Origin of the sequence: Bartonella sp. AA126HLJHH (assembly GCF_042197425.1) — a bacterium.
Classification (GTDB): Bacteria; Pseudomonadota; Alphaproteobacteria; order Rhizobiales; family Rhizobiaceae; genus Bartonella.
Genome location: NZ_JBHIRU010000001.1, coordinates 75,501 through 96,448 on the forward strand (window position 1 = coordinate 75,501; position 20,948 = coordinate 96,448).

At 38.0% G+C, this 20,948-nt stretch carries 18 protein-coding genes and 1 pseudogene; 9 read left to right on the plus strand and 10 right to left on the minus strand.

All coding sequences use genetic code 11. From position 1 onward, the window contains the following. Nucleotides 1-526: 526 nt before the first annotated feature. The 3 genes from ACFIQC_RS00245 to ACFIQC_RS00255 are packed head-to-tail and all read right to left on the minus strand — an operon-like array spanning nt 527 to nt 3,690. On the minus strand, nt 527-1,507 hold the full coding sequence (locus ACFIQC_RS00245) for an Hsp33 family molecular chaperone (RefSeq protein WP_375620842.1): 981 nt from the start codon (nt 1,505-1,507) through the stop codon (nt 527-529). Between the two features lie 36 nt (nt 1,508-1,543). Further along, nucleotides 1,544-2,479 (minus strand): ornithine carbamoyltransferase, encoded by a 936-nt coding sequence (gene argF, locus ACFIQC_RS00250; protein ID WP_375629244.1) that lies wholly within the window; start codon nt 2,477-2,479, stop codon nt 1,544-1,546. Then, on the minus strand, nt 2,476-3,690 hold the full coding sequence (locus ACFIQC_RS00255; RefSeq protein ID WP_375706624.1) for an aspartate aminotransferase family protein: 1,215 nt from the start codon (nt 3,688-3,690) through the stop codon (nt 2,476-2,478). The genes argF and ACFIQC_RS00255 overlap by 4 nt, the downstream gene beginning before the upstream one ends. A gap of 486 nt (nt 3,691-4,176) precedes the next feature. Between ACFIQC_RS00255 and ACFIQC_RS00260 the strand changes: the two genes are divergently transcribed. Further along, on the plus strand, nt 4,177-4,713 hold the full coding sequence (locus tag ACFIQC_RS00260) for a GcrA family cell cycle regulator (RefSeq protein WP_375617530.1): 537 nt from the start codon (nt 4,177-4,179) through the stop codon (nt 4,711-4,713). A gap of 529 nt (nt 4,714-5,242) precedes the next feature. Further along, nucleotides 5,243-5,491, plus strand: a pseudogene (locus ACFIQC_RS00265) (Arm DNA-binding domain-containing protein); the annotation flags it as partial. 135 nt (nt 5,492-5,626) lie between these two features. Here the strand turns inward: ACFIQC_RS00265 and ACFIQC_RS00270 are convergent. Further along, entirely contained in the window at nt 5,627-6,217 is a 591-nt protein-coding gene (locus ACFIQC_RS00270) for a Smr/MutS family protein (RefSeq protein ID WP_375611420.1), read from the minus strand. Nucleotides 6,218-6,269: 52 nt separating this feature from the next. Further along, on the minus strand, nt 6,270-6,962 hold the full coding sequence (locus tag ACFIQC_RS00275) for a Tim44/TimA family putative adaptor protein (protein ID WP_375612823.1): 693 nt from the start codon (nt 6,960-6,962) through the stop codon (nt 6,270-6,272). 174 nt (nt 6,963-7,136) lie between these two features. On the opposite strand from ACFIQC_RS00275, the gene ACFIQC_RS00280 reads away from it, so the two are divergent. Together ACFIQC_RS00280 and secB are read left to right on the plus strand one after the other, a co-directional pair. Beyond that, nucleotides 7,137-7,631, plus strand: a complete 495-nt coding sequence (locus tag ACFIQC_RS00280; protein WP_375612822.1) for an FxsA family protein — start codon at nt 7,137-7,139, stop codon at nt 7,629-7,631. Nucleotides 7,632-7,773: 142 nt separating this feature from the next. Continuing rightward, the gene (secB, locus tag ACFIQC_RS00285) at nt 7,774-8,250 is read left to right on the plus strand and encodes a protein-export chaperone SecB (protein ID WP_375611417.1); all 477 of its coding nucleotides are present in this window, start codon (nt 7,774-7,776) and stop codon (nt 8,248-8,250) included. A gap of 67 nt (nt 8,251-8,317) precedes the next feature. Here secB and ACFIQC_RS00290 read toward each other — a convergent pair whose 3' ends face one another. Next, complete coding sequence (locus ACFIQC_RS00290) at nt 8,318-10,618, minus strand: NADP-dependent malic enzyme (RefSeq protein ID WP_375706589.1); 2,301 nt, start codon at nt 10,616-10,618, stop codon at nt 8,318-8,320. 195 nt (nt 10,619-10,813) lie between these two features. Between ACFIQC_RS00290 and mutS the strand changes: the two genes are divergently transcribed. Then, nucleotides 10,814-13,558, plus strand: a complete 2,745-nt coding sequence (gene mutS / locus ACFIQC_RS00295; protein ID WP_375706590.1) for a DNA mismatch repair protein MutS — start codon at nt 10,814-10,816, stop codon at nt 13,556-13,558. A gap of 1,048 nt (nt 13,559-14,606) precedes the next feature. Here the strand turns inward: mutS and ilvD are convergent. The 4 genes from ilvD to ACFIQC_RS00315 form a co-directional block, all read right to left on the minus strand. Further along, nucleotides 14,607-16,445 carry a dihydroxy-acid dehydratase gene (ilvD, locus tag ACFIQC_RS00300; RefSeq protein ID WP_375620847.1) on the minus strand — a complete coding sequence of 613 codons (1,839 nt, stop codon included), beginning with the start codon at nt 16,443-16,445 and terminating at the stop codon, nt 14,607-14,609. A gap of 171 nt (nt 16,446-16,616) precedes the next feature. Then, nucleotides 16,617-16,796: a hypothetical protein gene (locus tag ACFIQC_RS00305; protein ID WP_375611413.1), complete on the minus strand. Its 180-nt coding sequence runs from the start codon at nt 16,794-16,796 to the stop codon at nt 16,617-16,619. Nucleotides 16,797-17,396: 600 nt separating this feature from the next. Continuing rightward, the gene (locus ACFIQC_RS00310; protein WP_012754519.1) at nt 17,397-17,648 is read right to left on the minus strand and encodes a DUF1150 domain-containing protein; all 252 of its coding nucleotides are present in this window, start codon (nt 17,646-17,648) and stop codon (nt 17,397-17,399) included. A gap of 26 nt (nt 17,649-17,674) precedes the next feature. Next, nucleotides 17,675-18,106, minus strand: a complete 432-nt coding sequence (locus ACFIQC_RS00315) for an Hsp20 family protein (protein ID WP_375612819.1) — start codon at nt 18,104-18,106, stop codon at nt 17,675-17,677. A 120-nt stretch (nt 18,107-18,226) separates the two neighbouring features. Between ACFIQC_RS00315 and nth the strand changes: the two genes are divergently transcribed. The 4 genes from nth (at nt 18,227) to pheS (ending at nt 20,938) form a co-directional block, all read left to right on the plus strand. Further along, nucleotides 18,227-18,967, plus strand: a complete 741-nt coding sequence (gene nth / locus ACFIQC_RS00320; RefSeq protein WP_375639713.1) for an endonuclease III — start codon at nt 18,227-18,229, stop codon at nt 18,965-18,967. A 155-nt stretch (nt 18,968-19,122) separates the two neighbouring features. Beyond that, the gene (gene rpmI / locus ACFIQC_RS00325; protein WP_183193590.1) at nt 19,123-19,326 is read left to right on the plus strand and encodes a 50S ribosomal protein L35; all 204 of its coding nucleotides are present in this window, start codon (nt 19,123-19,125) and stop codon (nt 19,324-19,326) included. Nucleotides 19,327-19,359: 33 nt separating this feature from the next. Continuing rightward, nucleotides 19,360-19,761, plus strand: coding sequence for a 50S ribosomal protein L20 (gene rplT / locus ACFIQC_RS00330; protein WP_012754515.1), 402 nt, complete (start codon nt 19,360-19,362; stop codon nt 19,759-19,761). 94 nt (nt 19,762-19,855) lie between these two features. Then, nucleotides 19,856-20,938, plus strand: coding sequence for a phenylalanine--tRNA ligase subunit alpha (gene pheS, locus ACFIQC_RS00335; RefSeq protein WP_375639716.1), 1,083 nt, complete (start codon nt 19,856-19,858; stop codon nt 20,936-20,938). The last annotated feature ends 10 nt before the right edge of the window (nt 20,939-20,948 follow it).

The window sequence follows — 20,948 nt, forward strand, 5'->3', positions numbered from 1 at the left end:
AAAAATATAATAATGCAGACTTGTAAGTAAAAACATCCAGTTTTACCACGCTATGTATACCGTTTTATAGAGCACCACCATTTTTACGCTTAATATAAATAGCAAGCTATTATCACCACACATTTTGCCAGCTCTGGGGTATTACGACATAGCCTTGGCACTTGAGACGATTCAGAAGGATTTTTACACCTTTTTTCGTGTTTTACCCCCACGCCAGCTCTGCTTGTAACGTGCAAGCAAGTGATTTTAATTGATGCAATATAAAAGAGATTTGCCATGAGAGAACTTTACAATATTCTGGACTCTCATTCAACATGCAAAACGATAAATTACTATTATAAATCAATATATTGAAGGTACTGTATGATATTAATACTGATTGCAAAAGAAAGATCATTGGCATACATCGAAAAAAGCTAAAGAAAGAAATATTCTAGAAGTTCATATGAGCTTATGCGTAAACTTTTATGACGCAAATAAAATAGGCTTTTGTTGCAATCATCATTTTTTAATGAAAAATGTTTGATTATGTTTTTTCTTCCAAAAATTCTTGCGCTGTAAAACGATACATTTTTGAGCAAAATTCACATGTAACTGAAATATATTTATTTTGAACCATTTTATTGCGTTCATCAATAGAAAAGCCTTCTAGGATTCCTTTAATTTTTTCGTGTGAACAAGAACATTGATCAACAAGAGAAAAAGGGTTAAAAACTCTAACACCTTGTTCATGAAAAAGACGGAACAAGAGCTGTTTACTACCGACCTGGGGATCCGTTAATTCTGAACTTTCAATCGTTTTCATGAGTATTTTAGCTTCCTGCCATTGGTTATCCAATTGGATATGAGTTTTCGTTTCTTCTCGCTTGTGATGAGACGATGATTGGGGCAAAAGTTGGGTCAAAATACCTCCAGCTCGCCAGCTTTTCTGCGGTTTTCCTTGTTGGTCACGATTAATTAATATAGCAACAGCCAAACGGATATCGGTAGGAATTTGTTCTGATTGATCAAAATAAATACGAGAAGCTTCTTGTAAATTTGATCCATCTAATGCAACTATCCCTTGATAAGGTTGCATATGGGGACCTTGATCAATTGTGAAAGCTAAAGTGCCTTTTCCTAAAAGTATTTCTGAAGAGATTTGATTATTGTCTATGGCTTGTTTAAGCTGTTCTTTATCAAAACGAGCGTATCCACGTAAACTGGAAGGAGGCGAAAAATCGCACACCAACATATTAACTGGTCCATCGGAATGAGTTTGTAAAATAAATTTTCCCGTAAGTTTTAGAGAAGTTCCAAGCAGAACCGTTAAAAGTAAAGCTTCTGCTAGAAGATAAGAAACCGGTTCAGGGTATTGATGTCTTGTGAGAATAGAATTTAAAGTTTCCCCAAGTTGTACGGCACGTCCACGGATATCAAGTTCTTCAACTTGAAAGGGAATAACACTATCATCTTCATGCAAGAAGTTGTTGTTGAGAGAGGCTTCATCTTTAGCTTGTTCACTCATAGCTTTGCCTTTTTTATATAATTTGTTGTAGGGAGGCTATTGTGGAGAGAAAAACGCATCTTGTAAACACCAAGAAAGAATTGCTTTTTGAGCATGAAGACGATTTTCAGCCTCATCGAAAACAACGGAGTGCGGTCCATCAATCACAGAATCAACCACTTCTTCACCACGATGAGCAGGAAGACAATGCATAAAAAGAGCATCAGGTTTTGCTAATTTCATGAGAGATTCATTGACTTGATAAGGCTGAAAAATAGAACGACTGCGAGCACGAAATTCTTGTCCCATAGAGACCCATGTGTCGGTCATAATACAATCAGCATCTTGAGCTGCTTTTTGGGGATCATGGGTTAGCATAAGATGTGCTCCTCGCTCACGTGCCCAATGTATAAATTTTTCCTGTGGTTCACTGCCCTTTGGAGTAGCAATACGCAAATGAAAACCAAAAAGAGCTGCGGCTTCAATTAAGGAATGGAGCACATTATTACCATCCCCCATCCACGCAAATATTTTACCAGAAATAGGCCCTCTATGTTCCTCATAGGTTAAGATATCTGCTAGAATTTGGCAAGGATGTGTATCATCTGTAAGGGCATTAATGACAGGAATTTGTGCATATTGCGCCAATTCGAGCATACGTTGGTGTTTCGTTGTTCGCAATATCACAATATCCACAAAACGGGATAAAACGCGCGCCGTATCAGCTATGGTTTCACTATGACCAAGTTGCATCTCTGAACCCGTGAGCATGATCGTATCTCCGCCAAGCTGGCGCATACTGATATCGAATGAAATACGGGTTCGTGTGGATGGTTTTTCAAAAATCATCGCGAGTGTTTTACCTATAAAAGGTTTTGAACCTTTTCCTGCCTTAAAAGATGCTTTAAGAATTTTTGCATAATCAATCAGTGCACGTGCCATTGCTGGCGTTAAAATGGATAAATCCGTGAAATGACGAAGAGCATTTGTCATATGTGTGATATTTGTCTTTCTTTATTTATTTGCGAAAGATAGGAAATTGCTTTTTCAATACGATGCAAACTTTCATCTATTTCTTCTTCCCTAATGATAAGAGGAGGCAATAAGCGCACAACATTGTTGTTGGCTGCAACGCTTAAGAGATATTCATTTTCCAAAGCATTAACGACAAGATTTGAAGGCACAATACACTGAATACCCAACATAAGCCCCATCCCCTGAACTGCGCAGATAATATCAGGATAGATATTGAGAATGTGCAAAAGCCCACTTTTTAGTTTATCACCCATGCGCTGAACATGGATGAGAAAACTTGGCTCTAACAAAACATCAAGAACACTATTTCCTACAGCCATTCCAAGCAAATTTCCTCCAAAGGTTGATCCATGCGTTCCAAGTATCATACTTTTTGCAACTTTATCCGTTGCAAGGCAAGCGCCCAATGGAAATCCACCTCCTAGTCCTTTTGCGAGGGTAAGAATATCAGGCGTGACATCACTCCATTCATAAGCAAAAAGCTTTCCTGTTCGTCCCATGCCCGTTTGCACTTCATCCAAAATCAACAACAGACCATTATCATCGCATATTTTACGCAAAAATCTTAAATATTCATGAGAAACCGTTCGTATTCCTCCTTCTCCTTGAATAGGTTCAATAAGAATAGCGGCGGTATTTTTATTAATAGCGTTACGCAAAGCGATTTCATCACAAAAAGGTACTTGAATAAATCCACCAGCTTTAGGTCCAAAGCCTTCAAGATACTTTTCATGCCCAGTCGCAGCAAGTGCAGCAAGTGTACGTCCATGAAATGCCCCTTCAAAAGTAATTATTTCAATGCGTTCTGAATGACCAGTAGCATAGTAATAATGACGTGCCGTTTTGAATGCGCACTCCAATGCTTCAGTGCCTGAATTGCAGAAAAAAACCTTATCCGCAAAACTATTTGCACAAAGCCGCGTGGCAAAAGATGCTTGTTCAGGAGATTGAAAAATATTAGAAACATGCCAAAGTTTTTCAGCTTGTATCTTGAGCGTATCAACCAATTTTGGATGTGAATATCCTAATGCATTAACAGCAATGCCAGATGTGAAATCAAGATAATGGTCTCCTTTATCGGAAATAAGCCATACACCATGCCCCTGTTCAAAATGCAAATTTCGTCTTGCGAAGCATTCATAAAGTGGTTGTATAGAGACGGCATCCATCATAATTCCCTTTATATTTTAGTCTTTTCAATATATATATAAAGCAACACTACAAATAAAACAGCATGGTATATTTCGTTACGGTGCTTTCAACATTTCATTACGATTAGTGATTACACCTATAGAATAGATCATTACACCAATTGAAAAAAAGTCAATGAAGGTTCTACAAATAAGCATTTTGGGAAAAAGCCTTAAACAAAAGTGAAAGTTTAACCTATGATTGATTTGCAAGTTGGGGAAAACATTCTAAATAAACTCTTCAAGAGGTAAAGACTCTTGTCATAGAGTGAGTGCATATTGTAATTTACAATATAATAAGCAAGATGATGTGTTTTGATTTGTAAATCCACAGGTTGGATGATTTTTTTATGCTCACGTAGAGTGTAAAGTTCTTTCATTCAGCGTAATGAAAACATTATTTAAACATTTGAAGATGCAACGGGGGAGAGCATCTTAGTGACGTAATCGGAATGGAGTGCTGGTATGGGTTGGACATGTGAACGCGTTGAGCTTCTTAAAAAGCTTTGGAGTGAAGGGTTAAGTGCAAGTCAAATTGCTGCTCAATTAGGTGGAGTCAGCAGAAATGCAGTCATCGGCAAAGTACATCGATTAAAGTTACCAGGACGTGGTAAGACAGCACAAGGAAGCACGCGTGCGCAAAAAACTCCCGTGGGAAGTAGCAGCCCATCATCTCCACGTGTGCGTCGCAACACATCCACGGTATCGCCAATAAACACATCATCTGTAAGTATTGAAGAAACCGCTTTAAAGACAGAATTTGTAGTGGAAGATGTAAAAGAAGTTGATATGTCCACAAAATCCAATGTAGTTGTGCCTATATCACGTCAACTTAATCTTCTACAATTGAGTGAAAATACATGTAGATGGCCGGTTGGCGATCCATTATCAGCAGATTTTCATTTTTGTGGTGCAGATTCTGATGAAAATAGCCCCTATTGTGCCTTTCATGCTAAGCTAGCATTTCAACCAATATCTGAAAGACGTCGGATAAGAGTGTAATATCCTCAATTGAATCTCGTATTCTACGCCTTCTGCGCTTCGCTATTAAATTTTAATTATCGAATTATTATGAGAAAGAAATTTAATGGAGCTTTTAATAAATGAAAAAATTTCTTCATGAAACTATTCAACGAAACTGTATCTTTTGGTGCTATTGCGCAGCTGTGTGTTGTAAAGTTATATTCCTGTTTATTTTCACAATTTTCTTTAATTTAGTTGTACTGCTTTTAACACTATCCATAGTGACATCTTTTGAATAAGCTAGTTTCTCAATTTCTCATGTTTTTATTCTTCGTGTATTTATATAGAGTAATGCTGTGGTTTATAAAAATAATTTATCGCTTTGCAACCTGAATGAGATCCATTTATATCTCTCTCATTTTAAGTCCTCTTATATTGAATCAATCAAAATCTTTTGTTTGGGCGTCACGAGCGAGATGAGAACTGTGGAGAGTTAAAAACACTTAAAGAAAAGCATGCCTCTTATAAATGCTTTCAAGTGCCAAGGACTTAAAGGGTTGTTGCAACATTGGGAGATGGCAAAGTGTGTGATGATGCCAGATTGCCCTTTTATTAAGTATAAAGATAGGGTGTGCTTCATGGATTTATCATTATACTCTTCATGGATGCCGTCGCAAAATAGGCTTGGGAGCGTTGAGAGATGTTTCTTTAAAACAAGCCTGTGAATATATGCAATTCAATATCATTCTGTTTTGCGTGAGGGATGTGCCCCGTTAAAGAATGCGATAAACAAAAGCGTGAAGCAATACGTAGAATGTAAAATAATATCTTTATAATTTTTTATAAAAAATTATAAAGAAGGGAATATTGTATTCAAGGCTCTTACGAAATATACAAAAACAATAAATTATAAGTATAAATAAATATAAAATCTAGAGCGACCACAATAACATCACTTTCCTTCTCCCGACACAAAACGGCGCAACCAAACATAAAGCGCACCTTCTCCGCCATGCTGACGCGCTGCTTGCTCAAACGCGTGGACATAGTATCGAAAAGCTGGTGTTGATAACCAATACGGAACAAATCTATACAAAGCTCCATCGCTCCCAACGGATCGTCCTTTTCCTGTAATCACAAGGACATAACGCAATCCTCTCTGCTGAGAGGACTGTAGAAATTTTTTTAAGAAAAAATAAGCTTCTTCCTGCATATAACCATGGAGATCAAGACGCGCCTCAAGAGGACAACGACCTTGGGAAATTTTACGATATGCAACATGATCAAAGAAATGAATCTTTTGTGCTTGTGTAACTGACCTCTTTTCTCTTTTAATAATTGTCGAGGGTTGTTGATTTTCCTGAGACAATGAGGAGATTTGAGTTACAGGCTGTTTTTTATCATTAATATTTGCAATAGTTTCTGAAGCAGAAGAGAGCATCTTACCGTGAAGCGGTGTTATCGTACGACAAACCATCTCCCATAAAAGACGATCTTGTGAAGCCAATAAATCTCTTTTTTGTCTCCATTTACTTGAGGACATTTTAATTTCTCATAAATCATTGAATGCTTATGGAAGAAAAACAAAAAGTATTTTAATTTTCATTTTCTGTAGCAAAAAGCTTCCAGTTGGGATCTGACGATAAACTATTGCGAACAAAAGTCCAAATATCCCTGATTTCTACAATAGCATCAGGATCACCGTCTATACGCTCGCCCTGTTCATTATAAGTAACAGAAATCATCTCACTGACAATACGTATCGTTAAAAGTTCATCTTTTTCTTGTATTGCCGCCGCAACAAATTCGGCCTTATTAATTCCAACAAAAGTGAATTCTATTCTTTCTTTATTTTTTTCTCGTTGCTCAATAGCCATACAAAAGCTCTCAAAAACATCCTGACAAAGCAAGCTTTTAAGTTGATTGCGATCACCTTTGGCAAAAGCTGTTACAATCATTTCATACGCAATTTGTGCACCTTTTATAAAAAGTTGAGGAGAAAAATGAGGATCAATTCTATGAAATTCCCGCAAATTTTTATTCAAAACACTCCCCTCCGGTGAAATTTTATCAATTTCACTAAAGTCGTCTTTTTGTGAATTTTTCTGATGAGGGAACGAAACAATATTATCAGCCGTTTCTGCTTCAACTTGTTTTTTAGAACGTCGTGAATAAGGATCAAAGGGTGGCTTTTCAAACCCAATTCGTTTCCCTAATACATTACGGAGTTGCACAAAAATAACAACCATAACAACAAGAGCTATGACAAGTATAACGTCAAATTCCATAGGCGCTGTCAATCTCCAAAGCTTAAGTCTCTAATAAACATTGCAGTCAATACCATTTATCAATAAATATGTAAAATAAGGAATCTTATCATTCAAATATTTTTATAGATTTTGTATTTAAACGGAGTTCTCTTAAGAATTTCTCCCCCTACTCATCTAGAAGGAAACTTTCATGTGATAAAACTTTATTCTATAAATCCTCGTTTTTTTGTTGTTATCTTTCTTTGCATTCTTTTAATCGAGATTGCTGGTTTTATCTTTGTTGGTCAAGAAATTGGTATTTTGGCAACCTTGAGCTTGGTTATTCTCACAACCATAGTTGGGGTTGTTTTATTGCGAATTCAAGGGATTAGCCTCTTAAAAAATATACAAAATGAACTTATCCAAGGACGCACATTAGAGAATAATATTATTAATGATGCTTTCATCATGTTTAGTGCAATTTTACTTATTCTTCCCGGCTTTGTAACTGACCTTTTGGGAATATTACTTCTTATTAAACCAATTCGCTCTGTTGCTTGGCATTTCTTTGCATCATTAAAAAACAAAATGAATCCCAATACTAAAAGAAAAAATGACTCTGAAAAAATAATTGATCTAAAAGCAGAAGATTACACAATTCATGATACGACAGAATCTCCATGGCGCAAAAATGATGATAACCATTGAAATGCCTAAAAAATCTGTAACAAACTAAAAAAATATTCAAGATAAAGAGCGCATTTCTTGCAACCTTTTGCAAGGCGTGATAACCAATCTGGTCTTTAGATCTAAAATAAATATACATATTATAATGGAAGAGGTTTGTCGTATGGCCGAAGATGAAATGAATAACAGTGGTGGAGAGCCGGTTTTTGCTGTATTAACTCAATATTTAAAAGATTTATCATTCGAAAACCCTGGTGCTCCTCGTTCATTACGTGCACGTGAAAAATCACCACAAATTGATATCAATATTAACGTCAATGCTAACCCAATTGGTGATGACAATTATGATGTCGTTTTGTCTCTCTCCGTCAAAGCCAATGATGAAACTGAAACCTTATTTCATGTAGAACTTATTTACGGTGGTGTTTTCCACCTTAAAAACATTCCACAAGAACATGTTATGCCACTGGTCTTTATTGAATGTCCCCGTCTTTTATTTCCATTTGCTCGCCAAATTATATCTGATGCTACTCAAAGTGGTGGTTTTCCACCTTTGTGGATTGATCCTATTGATTTTGCAGCACTCTTCCAAAAGCGTCTTTCTGAAGAGCAAAAAGACAATCAAATACAGCCCTCTTAAAAAATTTATTTTTTTGCTATCAAAAAGCCCCTTGATATATTATTGGTATATTAGGGGCTTTTTTCCTTTAGACGACTTTTGCGGCATGATAAGCCGCAAGCATTGCAATATTGACAACATCTGTATCGCTCCCACTAAACGGTACAATTTGGACAGATTTTTCCAATCCAATTAAAATAGGACCAATGATAGTTGCTTCACCGAGTTCTTGTAACATTTTGCTTGCAATGGAAGATGCGTGATATCCAGGCATAACCAAAATGTTAGCAGGCTCCGTTAATCCCATAAATGGATATTGCTGCATCAATTTGGAATTGAGCGCCACATCAGCGCTTATTTCTCCATCAAACTCAAAATCAACCTTGCGTTCGTGCAAAATATTAATTGCATCCTGAATTTGCTGCGTCGTCTGCCCTTTCATGTAGCCAAACGTAGAAAATGCTAAAAATGCTACCCGTGGTTGATACCCAAATCCACGTACAAACGAAGCTGTTTGTTCCGCTATATCAGCAAATTCTTCAGCATTAGGATTTTCATAAACAGCTGTATCGGCAATAAACACAGTTCGGCCACGGCAAATGGCCATTGAAATACCAATCAATCGTTCTTTTGGTTTTTCATCAATTGCCCGACGTATATCGATCAACGCTGTTTCATAATTGCGTGTCACCCCTGTAACCATTGCATCAGCATCTCCTAGTGCCACCATACACGCAGCAAAATAATTGCGATCATTATTGATACGACGATGACAGTCACGCAACAGCCAGCCTTGACGCTGCATCTTTTTATAAAGATAATTCGCATAAGCATCTGTACGGCAAGAAAGCTTGGCATTTATAATAGAAATACCTTCACGCTCCAAATCAATTCCAGCGATAACAGCTGCTTCTCTTATTTGCTCTTCCCGACCAACCAAAATCGCTTGTCCTAATTTTTGATGAACATAAGAAACGGCTGCCCGCATAACTTGTTCTTCTTCACCTTCTGCAAAAACAATTTGTTTTGGCGCTTGACGAACGTGGTTATAAACCCCACGCATTATCGAAGAAGTAGGATCACGCCTCGCATTTAAATCACGCTCATAGGCCTCTAAATCATCTATGTTCTTTTGTGCAACACCGCTTTCCATTGCTGCTTTTGCTACCGCTATTGAAACAACTGTGAACAAACGCGGATCAAAAGGAACGGGAATGATATAATTAGGACCAAATTTTAATCGCTTTCCACGATAAGCTTCTGCAACGCTGTCAGGTACTTCCTCATGCGCTAAATCGGCAAGAGCCCTTGCCGCAGCAATCTTCATGTCTTCATTAATAACTGTTGCACGCACATCAAGCGCACCACGAAATATATAAGGAAAACAGAGAACATTATTAATCTGATTTGGATAATCGGAACGCCCTGTTGCAACAATAGCATCATGACGCACTTGCATAACCTCTTCCGGTGTAATTTCTGGATCGGGATTGGCCATAGCAAAAATGATCGGCTGCGGCGCCATGGATTTTACCATTTCAGGGGTAAGAGCACCTTTAGCAGAAACCCCGAAAAATATATCTGCTCCTTCCATTGCTTCCATAAGCGTACGTTTATCCGTTTGAATAGCATGCGCAGATTTCCACTGATTCATTCCCTCTTTACGACCTTCATAGACCACACCCTTTGTATCACATAATATGATATTTTCAGAACGAAAGCCCATTGCTTTAATCAGTTCAATACAAGCAATCCCAGCAGAACCAGCACCATTACAGACTAACCGCGTATTTTGCATATCGCGCCCTGTTAAAGTCAAAGCATTGAGAACACCCGCAGCAACAATAATCGCTGTACCATGTTGATCATCGTGAAAAACAGGAATATTCATCACCTCGCGTAGGCGGCTTTCAATCATAAAGCACTCAGGTGCCTTAATGTCTTCAAGATTGATTCCACCAAAAGAAGGTTCTAAATGACGCACCAAATTGATAAAACTTTCCGTATCATTTATATCAATTTCTAAATCAATGGAATCAATATCCGCAAAACGCTTAAACAGCACTGCTTTGCCTTCCATGACCGGCTTAGAGGCAAGTGCACCTAAATTGCCTAACCCTAAAATAGCTGTACCATTTGAAATAACAGCAACAAGATTGCCTTTTGCTGTATAATCATAAGCTAGCGCTGGATTTTGAGCAATTGCCTTAACTGGAACGGCAACACCTGGTGAATAAGCAAGTGCTAAATCATGCTGTGTTGCCATAGACTTTGTTGCAACAATCTCAAGCTTTCCTGGTCGACCACGACTATGAAAATCTAGAGCTTCTCTTTCGCTCGCACTGTAAACAGTTTGAGACATTTTCTGATCTTGCTCGCTCTTTTTCATCTCACTTTATTTTCTCCAAAAACAGTGTAAATTTTGCTTGATAATGCGTATAGTCATTAAATTTGATTCATATATTAGAAATCGCTATTCTTGCCTTAGCAAATCTGATGATGCGTTGCAATTTAGAGATAAATAGATATTGAAGTAAACAAAAAAGAGTAAAAACTTCACTTAAAGGAAACAGGCCTCGTACAAATGGATAAAAAAAACAATCATAAAAATAATTTAATTCCACAGCCTGCCTCCCCATCTGCTTCCTCTCAAGAACGTCTTACACCTATGATGGAGCAGTACATAGAAATCAAAGCCGTCCATCATGATTCCCTTCTCTTTTACCGAATGGGGGATTTTTATGAATTATTTTTTAATGATGCGATTGAAGCTGCTCAGGCCTTAGGAATTACACTCACAGCACGTGGAAAACATTTAGGACAAGATATTCCTATGTGTGGTGTTCCCGTTCATACTGCTGATGATTATTTACAAAAACTGATTGCTTGTGGTTACCGAGTTGCTGTTTGTGAACAAATAGAAGATCCTGCTGAAGCAAAAAAACGTGGCTCAAAATCTGTTGTTCGGCGTGATGTTGTTCGCCTTGTAACACCAGGAACAATAACAGAAGAAAAACTCCTTGATCCAACACGCGCAAATTATTTGATGACACTTTCCCGTATAAAAACTAGCGATGGAGAGGAATTTGCTCTTTCTTGGATTGATATCTCAACAGGCATATTTCGTGTAACAGAAAGCCGCCAAGAAAAACTTTTAGCAGATATTATGCGTGTTGATCCACAAGAAATCATTGTTGCTGATTCATTTTTTCATGATAAATTTCACAAGTCACTTTTTAGTGTTCTTGATCGTATCGTTTCACCTCAACCTGCTTGTCTCTTTGATGCACTCACCGCTGAACGCGATATTTGCAATTATTTTAAACTCTCAACTCTTAAAGGCGTTGCCGATTATTCACGCTGTGAACTCTCTGCAATTGTAGCTGCTATTCGTTATATCGAAAAAACACAAATCACACATCGCCCTCCCCTCATGCAGCCTGAGCGCCAAAATGAAAGTGCGACTCTTTTTATTGATGCCGCAACCAGATTAAGCCTTGAACTTATTCGTACGACATCAGGTCAACGGGATGGAAGTTTATTAAAAGCTATTGATCGCACTGTAACAGGAGGAGGATCACGCCTTCTTATTGACCGCCTTATTGCTCCCCTCACCACTCCTTCAGCTATTGATATGCGTTTGGATTCTATCGATTTTTTTCTACGTAATCCTTCTCTTGCAGAAGCGATAAAGCTTATTTTAAAGGGGGGACCAGATATGCCCCGCGCCGTTTCACGTTTGGCTCTTGGACGAGGAGGTCCCCGTGATATGGCGACAATCCAGCGTGGCTTTGAAATCATTCGTGAATTGCATCAACTTCTTGATAATGAGCTTCTGCCTCAAGAAATAAGTGATGTACAACAGGTGTTCTCAAAATTACCCACAGCGTTATACTTTCATTTAGAACAGGCATTAGCTGATGATCTCCCACTCCTTAAACGTGATGGTGGTTTTATTCGTTCTAATTATCATAAAGAGCTCGATGAAATGCGTGCTTTACGTGATGAATCTCGCCGTGTCATTGCTGAACTTCAAGCGCAATATGCCCAAGAAACAGATATTAAGACGCTTAAAATAAAGCATAATAATATTCTAGGTTATTTCATTGAAGTAACCAGCACACAAGCATCTTCCCTTACAAATAATCCACAAGCTAAAGCACGTTTTATTCATCGGCAAACAATGGCAAACGCTATGCGTTTTACGACAACAGAGCTCGCTGACCTTGAAAGCCGTATTGCCCATGCTGCCAATCACGCATTGACACTTGAACTAGAGATTTTTGATATTCTCGTTCATGAAATTACCGAACAAGTTGATTTTATTCGTAAAGCCTCTGAAGCACTTGCTATTTTAGATGTCTCTGTCGCTTTAGCATATCTTGCTGAAGAACAAGGATATTGCCGCCCTAAAATTGATCTTTCACTTACCTTTCGCATTACAGCAGGACGCCATCCTGTCGTCGAGCAAGCACTCCGCAAACAAGCAGCAGAACCTTTTATTGCCAATAATTGTGATCTCTCTGTGCAAGAAAATCAGCAATATGCAGCAATCTGGCTGTTGACAGGGCCTAATATGGGAGGAAAATCAACTTTTTTGCGGCAAAATGCTCTTATTGCTATTATGGCGCAAATGGGGTCCTTCGTTCCAGCAACTTCAGCACATATTGGTGTCGTAGATCGCCTATTTAGTCGCGTTGGAGCTTCCGATGATCTTGCACGAGGGCGCTCAACCTTTATGATGGAAATGGTTGAAACAGCAACGATTCTCAATCATGCTAGCCACCATTCCCTTGTTATTCTTGATGAAATAGGACGTGGAACATCAACCTTTGATGGACTTTCTATTGCTTGGGCTGCTGTTGAATATCTCCATGAAGTTAACCATTGTCGTGCTATTCTCGCTACCCATTTTCATGAAATGACCGCACTTACCGAAAAACTTGACAGACTGCATAATGTAACCATGAAAGTCAAAAACTGGGATGGTGATGTAGTTTTTCTTCATGAGGTCACACCAGGAGCGGCTGACCGTTCCTATGGTGTACAAGTCGCAAAGCTTGCTGGACTTCCCCCAGCCGTTATTACACGAGCAACAGATGTACTCCATCAATTAGAACAAGGCGAAATGGCTGGAAAAGGACATAAACTCATTGATGATTTACCACTCTTTTCTCTTAAAGCAACATCTCCCGTCAATGAAGCAAAAAACAAACATTGTATACTTCACGAAGCTTTAAAAAATATTCATCCCGATGAACTCTCTCCTAAACAAGCTTTAGAAGCAATTTACCACCTCAAACAGCTTGAAAAGAGTAACCCTTTATAGAAAACAGATGTTATTTTTTATTAAAAAACCTTCTTAATAGGAGATAACGTAACCATTTTTGATATACCACAGCATAAACAGTTATTTATCGTATTCCCATCGCTTTTCTACATAATATATTTTGATAAGTGTAATTGCCTATAGGCAAAACCCTATGCATTATATTTCATATTCCCTTAGATTAATATTGGCTCTTATACAAAAAATTGGTCAAGATCGACTATTTTTACAAGATAGTCGTTTTTTGTAAAGATTGTCATGAAATCTCCTCCACGTTGCAAATACGCCATATTTAATGAATTATGCTTTTTCACGATCAATATTATTGTTATCATAGCAATATTTTTAGTTTAAAACTGTCAGTGTTGGAATACCATCCCATTTTGCATAATAAATTCATGGATAATGGGTCTCGTATTTTCTTCACATTTTAAGTTATTCTTCACATTTTAAGTTATAAAGAGCTCTTTTACTGTTTTCATATGAAACATATAATCAGATATATCACAGCTGTACTTTATTTTCATAAACATCCTTCAACTCCTTCCCACACCTTAATGGATAAGGATTTTCATTCGAATCAAGTCTGCAAATAGTCCAACTTCTAACGGATTTTCCTTGACTTCCTAATCATGCGCTTCTCTTAAACTCAAAGCTTTACAAACAAGTCTAAGAATATTCACCACACACTAAAAACACACTTAATATTTAAGGAAGATGCCGTATATCACAGTCCTAAATGACAGTGTTTTACGGTACAACAAGATAATGCCACCAGTACAATAAATATCTTTCATAAATATGAGTAATAAGAAATCATAATCTCATATAAGATTGGAATATGATATGAAAAGTAATTATACTGTATCTGTTTTACATAGCTGCTAAAATAAGCAATCTACCGCAGTTTTTAGTTGTATTGATAGCTTTTTAATCATACTCATCATGACTCGAAATATTCTGATAAGTTCATAAACTCATAAAATAATTAGCTTAGAATATCGTGCAAAAGATGCAAAAAATCAGAGCACTATCTCTATTCAACTCATCAAATATTACGTACTGCACCCTTTGCAGCAGATGTGGTCATCGCTGCATAGGCTTTGAGAGCCTTTGAAACTTTACGCTGACGCTTCTCAATCGGTTGCCAAGCGCCTTTTCCTTTTGCTTCCATCTTAGAACGGCGCTGCTTCATCTCAACGTCATCCACCAACATATGAATTCTACGATTTGGAATATCAATTTCTATGATATCCCCCTCTTCCACCAACGCAATTGCTCCTCCTTCAGCAGCTTCTGGTGAAATATGTCCTATTGAGAGCCCTGAACTTCCACCTGAAAAACGTCCATCTGTAACAAGTGCACAAACCTTGCCTAATCCTTTAGATTTGAGATAACTCGTTGGATAAAGCATTTCTTGCATTCCAGGTCCACCACGTGGGCCTTCATAACGGATTAAAACAATTTCACCTGTTTTAATCTTATCAGTTAATATAGCTGAAACAGCTGAATCTTGGCTTTCAAAAATTCTTGCCGGACCTTTAAAAGTTAAAATTGATTGATCAACGCCTGCTGTTTTTACAATGCAGCCATCTTTTGCAAGATTTCCATAAAGAACTGCCAATCCTCCATCTTGTGAATATGCGTGTTCCCTATCGCGAATCACACCTTTTTCACGATCAAGGTCAAGGGTCTCATAGCGACAAGATTGACTAAAAGCTGTCTGTGTTGGAATACCACCTGGAGCGGCACGATAAAATGCATGAACTGTTGGCTCATTAGTTTGCTTTACATCCCAGCGGTAAAGAGCTTCTTTCATTGTTTTTGCGTGAACCGTATAAGTTGATGTATCAATGAGTCCTGCCGCATCCAGTTCACCTAAAAGCCCCATAATACCACCAGCGCGATGAACATCTTCCATATGTACATTTGCAACAGCAGGAGCAACCTTACATAAAACAGGAACACAACGTGAAAGATGATCAATATCCGTCATGGTAAAATCCACCTCACCTTCTTGCGCTGCAGCTAAAAGATGCAGTACTGTATTGGTTGATCCCCCCATGGCAATATCAACGGTCATTGCATTTTCAAAAGCCTTGCGTGAAGCAATAGAGCGCGGCAAAACTGTTTCATCATCTTCTTCATAATAACGTTTAACCAATGCAACAATCTGTTTTCCAGCTTCTTCAAAAAGCATTCGTCGATCTGCATGTGTTGCTAACATTGATCCATTTCCGGGAAGAGAAAGCCCCAATGCTTCCGTTAAGCAATTCATAGAATTGGCCGTAAACATTCCTGAACAAGAACCACATGTAGGACAAGCAGCACGCTCCATTTCAGCAACTTCTTCTTCTGAATTTTGTTCTGAAGCTGCTGCAACCATGGCATCGACCAAATCAACCGTTAGATCTTGATCCTTCCATTTAATCTTACCTGCTTCCATAGGACCGCCTGAAACAAAGATTGTCGGAATATTCAACCGTAAAGCAGCCATTAACATACCAGGCGTAATTTTGTCACAATTAGAAATACAAACAAGTGCATCTGCACAATGTGCATTAACCATATACTCTACAGAATCAGCAATGATTTCACGTGAGGGCAACGAATAGAGCATTCCATCGTGCCCCATCGCAATTCCATCATCTACAGCAATGGTATTAAATTCTTTCGCAACACCACCGGCAACTGCTATCTGTTGTGCGACTAATTGCCCAAGATCTTTTAAATGGACATGCCCTGGTACAAATTGTGTAAAAGAATTCGCAATCGCAATAATGGGTTTACCAAAATCAGTATCTTTCATCCCTGTTGCACGCCAAAGTCCGCGGGCTCCTGCCATATTACGCCCGTGGGTCGATATCCTTGAACGGTAAGAAGGCATTATTTTTTTCCCCTCAAATAATTCCATTTTGCTTGTTGTGCTGTAACTTCATTATAAAAACAAGAGCTTTAATATTCAAAAGAGAAAAATACCTTGTACTGCGGCATTTGAAGCACAAAATTAAAAGCTCTGCATAAACTTTTTCATAAAGCCTTTGTTTTTTATTACCTGTTAATCAACATCTAATCCCTGTGCGAGTCCACGTTTGAGACAAATATCAAAACGCTTCAGTATGACACGAACTGTTCCAGATTTTTGTATGCCAGATTTGGTTAGTATATTGCATCTATCTGTTTGCGTAATTTCTGGAATTGGAAAGAATATAAAGAAATCGTGATAAAAATCTATCATCTCCTTATAATTCAGCTTTACACCTTTCAAACGCATTCATAAAAATATCTTTTAAATAATAATGACGCATTATCTCATGCTTTTGTTTTTACACTCTTCAATAGAGCTACTCCCCTCAGGAAGAACAAAACACACCAAACAAAATACACTTGTATAGCCTTTATACTCATTGCACTCGAGCCCATTTCACGATAGCGCCTATGAATGGTATAACAGCCCCCGTGAATAATATAAATCTATAAGGGACATCTTCACACTTATGAAGAAGAAAACTGACACCATCATACATTTTTTTATCCCCATATCGTGAACGTCCTTGGTAATTGAGACAATTAAAAAGAGATATTTTTATTCCTTTCTTCAAGTGTTTTTATCCACATGGCTCTCCCTGCTTATGACATCAAGCAAGTGACTTTAATTGTTTCAATATAAGAAGATCTCAAATGAGAGAACCTTATGATATTTGGGACTCTCATTCCAGTTGTAAAAAATTAATTATGAATATAAATCAATACTTAATCTAATTATAACTCACATTACACCCTTTACGAAAAAACAGATAGAATTTATAAAGAGTACAGCTTTTTCTCGTAAGGTAATCTAGTGCAGAGTTACAATTTGTAGTTCATGCTCATTGGCTCCAGCAAGGGCGATAGAACGCTCATCGGATAAAATGATAGGATAACCTGTTTCACCAAAGAGAGCCCATATCGTAATGCCTGGGGTCATTGGTGGAAGATCTGGAAAGTTTTTAGCCAGATCATCTGTACAAACTTTTTTTAAATAGGCAATCTGTCCCGCATCAGAGTAGGATGTGTTCTGAAACGACAAGTTTTGTTTGTGTTCTCCCATTTCACTGTTCCTTTACGCCTTAACTTTTATGACTCACCACTACTGACTTTAATTGGAATCTGTTTTATTTCTTTTTTTAATTTTGGTTGATACAGATTAATTGATAAAAGACCATTTTTCAACTCTGCATTTGTAACATGCATCCCTTCCGCGAGAACAAAGGTTCGCTGGAATTGTCGCGCAGCTATACCGCGATATAAATATTGATGATTTTGGTTGTCTGTTTGTTTACCATGAATAACCAATTGATTATCATCGAGTAAAATATTAAGATGGTTAATCTTAAATCCAGCAACAGCCAAAGTTATCCGGATATGATTTGCATCATCACTTTTATGCAAACGTTCAATATTATAGGCTGGGTAAGCCTCATCAGCTTTACCGATACGTTGCAATATTTTTTCTACGGTTTCAAACCCTAAAAGAAAAGGATTGGAGAAAGGCGTCACATGTGTCATTCATGAGTATCCTCTTTAAAACGGCTTTACTTGACCAAACTCTATAAAAGTGTTCGCTGCACTCCTCTCATATGGCGAGCATGAATGATAACTTCAAGAGAGAAGATTTAAGAGAGTTCAATGCCTCAAAGTAACATAAAATTATCAAAGGTGCGAAATTTATCTAGTATATTGTATAATAAAGATGAAATTGCGGAAATATTTCGCCGTTTTTCTGTGCAACGCCCAACACCTAAGAGTGATCTTAACTATATAAATACTTTTACACTTTTAGTTGCCGTTGTGCTTTCGGCTCAAGCGACAGATGTAAGCGTTAATAAAGCGACAAAAGAATTATTTTTCCTTGCTGATCAACCGGAAAAAATGGTTGCATTAGGGGAAGAAGAAATAGCAAATCATATCCGTTCAATTGGCCTTTGGCGTGCAAAAGCACGTAATGTTTATGCGCTTTGCAACTGTTTAATTAATCAATATGGTGGTCAAGTACCCGATACGCGTGAAGCACTCATGGCCCTTCCTGGAGTTGGGCGCAAAACGGCTAATGTGGTCTTGAATGTTGCTTTTGGTCAGCCTACATTGGCAGTAGATACACATATTTTTCGCTTAAGCAACCGTCTTGGTTTGGCGCCTGGAAAAACACCAGAAATTGTTGAGAAAAAATTATTAAAGATTATACCGGTTCATTATATTCGCCATGCGCATCATTGGCTGATTTTACATGGTCGCTATATTTGTCAAGCCCGTAAACCACAATGTACGCAATGCATTATTGCCGATTTATGTAAAGCAGCCATCAAAACAAATGCAATTCCAGCACCTTTGGTTGAGCTTCAAGACAATGGAGCGCCGATTTTTTTGTAATACGGTCTTGCTATTTTGTGTATACTAGCTTATGAAAACGTCTTTAAGAGCCGCCCGGCAGGGCATGCCGTGGCTGTTTAAATGCTTGTTCAAGCGTTGGTCCGCTTGAGTGAATAAAATGTTTGATTGAATAAATTAATGTACGGAGTAGCAAAATGCCCAAGATGAAGACCAAATCATCCGCTAAAAAGCGGTTTAAAATCACTGCGTCAGGCAAAATTAAAGTAGCAGCTGCCGGTAAGCGCCACGGCATGATTAAGCGTTCGAATAAATTTATTCGCGATGCACGTGGAACAATGGTTTTGTGTGAACAAGATGCTAAAAAAGTCATTCAGCATTATTTGCCGAATGGTATTTAAACCTTACGCTTTTGATTTTGAGGAGATTATAATATGGCTCGTGTGAAAAGAGGTGTGACAGCACACGCTAAGCACAAAAAAGTTCTTAAACAGGCTGAAGGTTTTTACGGTCGTCGTAAAAATACCATTCGTGCAGCTAAAGCAGCGGTTGATCGTTCAAAGCAATACGCTTATCGTGATCGCAAAAATAGGAAACGTACTTTCCGTGCTTTGTGGATTCAGAGAATTAATGCGGCTGTTCGCGCAGAAGGTTTAACTTATGGACGTTTTATTGATGGCTTATCAAAAGCCGGTATTGAGGTTGATCGTAAGGTTCTTTCAGATATAGCAATCCATGAGGCAGAAGCATTTTCTGCTTTAGTAGCTTCGGCAAAAAAAGCTTTAGAATATTTAAAAGATACGACACCTAATGCTTTCGAAGGCGCTGTCAAATAAGCCAGTCGTGTTCTCTTAAAGCATTCATTTATTCGAGGTCCCGTGCTGGCTATTGCGAGTGCGGGTTTTTCTTTATTAAAAAATAGGCAAAAATATGAATGATATTGAGCGTCTGGAACAAGAAATTTGTTTAGCCTTAGAGGCAGCAGGTGATGAACAAGCACTTGAAGAAGTGCGTATTGCAGCATTGGGTAAAAAAGGTAGTATCTCTGAAAAATTAAAAGAATTAGGAAAAATGGATGCTGGCGAGCGCCATAAAGTTGGACCAGTTCTTAATGGATTAAAAAATCGCATTTTAGAATTATGGGCACAAAAGCGTGATCTTCTGAAAAGACAGGCAATGGATGCCCGTCTTTCTCGTGAAAAAGTTGATGTTACCTTGCCTGTTCGCTCTTCACCTATAGAACGGGGACGCATTCATCCTATTTCACAAGTGATTGAGGAAATTATTGCCATTTATACAAAGTTGGGTTTTTCTCTTGCAGAGGGACCTGATATTGAAACAGATTATTATAATTTTACAGCATTGAATTTTCCTGAAGGGCATCCAGCGCGTGAAATGCATGATACCTTCTTTTTTGATGTTGATAAAATGGGAGAACGAAAATTATTGCGAACCCATACATCACCCGTACAAATTCGTACACTAGAAAAACAAAAAGCACCGATACGGATCATTATTCCTGGAAAAACTTACCGCATGGATTCGGATGCAACACATTCTCCCATGTTCCATCAGGTAGAAGGTCTTGTCATCGATAAAACCTCCACCATAGCCCATATGATGTGGCTACATGAAACCTTTTGTAAAGCATTTTTTGAAGTTCCCTCTGTAAAAATGCGTTTTCGTCCCTCTTTTTTCCCTTTTACCGAACCATCTATGGAGGTAGATATTCAATGTGATCGTTCTGGTTCAGAAGTAAAGTTCGGAGAAGGACAGGATTGGTTGGAAATTTTAGGATGCGGAATGGTGCATCCCCAGGTGTTGAAAAATGTTGGTTTAAATCCAGATGAATATCAAGGTTTTGCATGGGGCATGGGCATTGATCGTATTGCCATGTTGAAATACGGTATGCCTGATTTGCGGGCTTTTTTTGATGCTGACCTGCGTTGGTTAGACCATTATGGCTTTCGTTGCTTTGATATGCCTGCTTTTTTTCCTAATAGAAATGTGTGATCTTAGTCAT

Coding starts and splice junctions, on each gene's coding strand:
- ACFIQC_RS00270 (WP_375611420.1), bottom strand. CDS start 6,217: ATGTCCTCAAGTAAATGGAGACAAAAAAGAGATTTATTGGCTTCACAA.
- ACFIQC_RS00305 (WP_375611413.1), bottom strand. CDS start 16,796: ATGATAGATTTTTATCACGATTTCTTTATATTCTTTCCAATTCCAGAA.
- ACFIQC_RS00275 (WP_375612823.1), bottom strand. CDS start 6,962: ATGGAATTTGACGTTATACTTGTCATAGCTCTTGTTGTTATGGTTGTT.
- ACFIQC_RS00245 (WP_375620842.1), bottom strand. CDS start 1,507: ATGAGTGAACAAGCTAAAGATGAAGCCTCTCTCAACAACAACTTCTTG.
- ACFIQC_RS00315 (WP_375612819.1), bottom strand. CDS start 18,106: ATGACACATGTGACGCCTTTCTCCAATCCTTTTCTTTTAGGGTTTGAA.
- pheS (WP_375639716.1), top strand. CDS start 19,856: ATGAATGATATTGAGCGTCTGGAACAAGAAATTTGTTTAGCCTTAGAG.
- ACFIQC_RS00290 (WP_375706589.1), bottom strand. CDS start 10,618: ATGAAAAAGAGCGAGCAAGATCAGAAAATGTCTCAAACTGTTTACAGT.
- ACFIQC_RS00310 (WP_012754519.1), bottom strand. CDS start 17,648: ATGGGAGAACACAAACAAAACTTGTCGTTTCAGAACACATCCTACTCT.
- ilvD (WP_375620847.1), bottom strand. CDS start 16,445: ATGCCTTCTTACCGTTCAAGGATATCGACCCACGGGCGTAATATGGCA.
- rplT (WP_012754515.1), top strand. CDS start 19,360: ATGGCTCGTGTGAAAAGAGGTGTGACAGCACACGCTAAGCACAAAAAA.
- ACFIQC_RS00255 (WP_375706624.1), bottom strand. CDS start 3,690: ATGGATGCCGTCTCTATACAACCACTTTATGAATGCTTCGCAAGACGA.
- argF (WP_375629244.1), bottom strand. CDS start 2,479: ATGACAAATGCTCTTCGTCATTTCACGGATTTATCCATTTTAACGCCA.
- rpmI (WP_183193590.1), top strand. CDS start 19,123: ATGCCCAAGATGAAGACCAAATCATCCGCTAAAAAGCGGTTTAAAATC.
- mutS (WP_375706590.1), top strand. CDS start 10,814: ATGGATAAAAAAAACAATCATAAAAATAATTTAATTCCACAGCCTGCC.
- secB (WP_375611417.1), top strand. CDS start 7,774: ATGGCCGAAGATGAAATGAATAACAGTGGTGGAGAGCCGGTTTTTGCT.
- nth (WP_375639713.1), top strand. CDS start 18,227: ATGCCTCAAAGTAACATAAAATTATCAAAGGTGCGAAATTTATCTAGT.
- ACFIQC_RS00260 (WP_375617530.1), top strand. CDS start 4,177: ATGGGTTGGACATGTGAACGCGTTGAGCTTCTTAAAAAGCTTTGGAGT.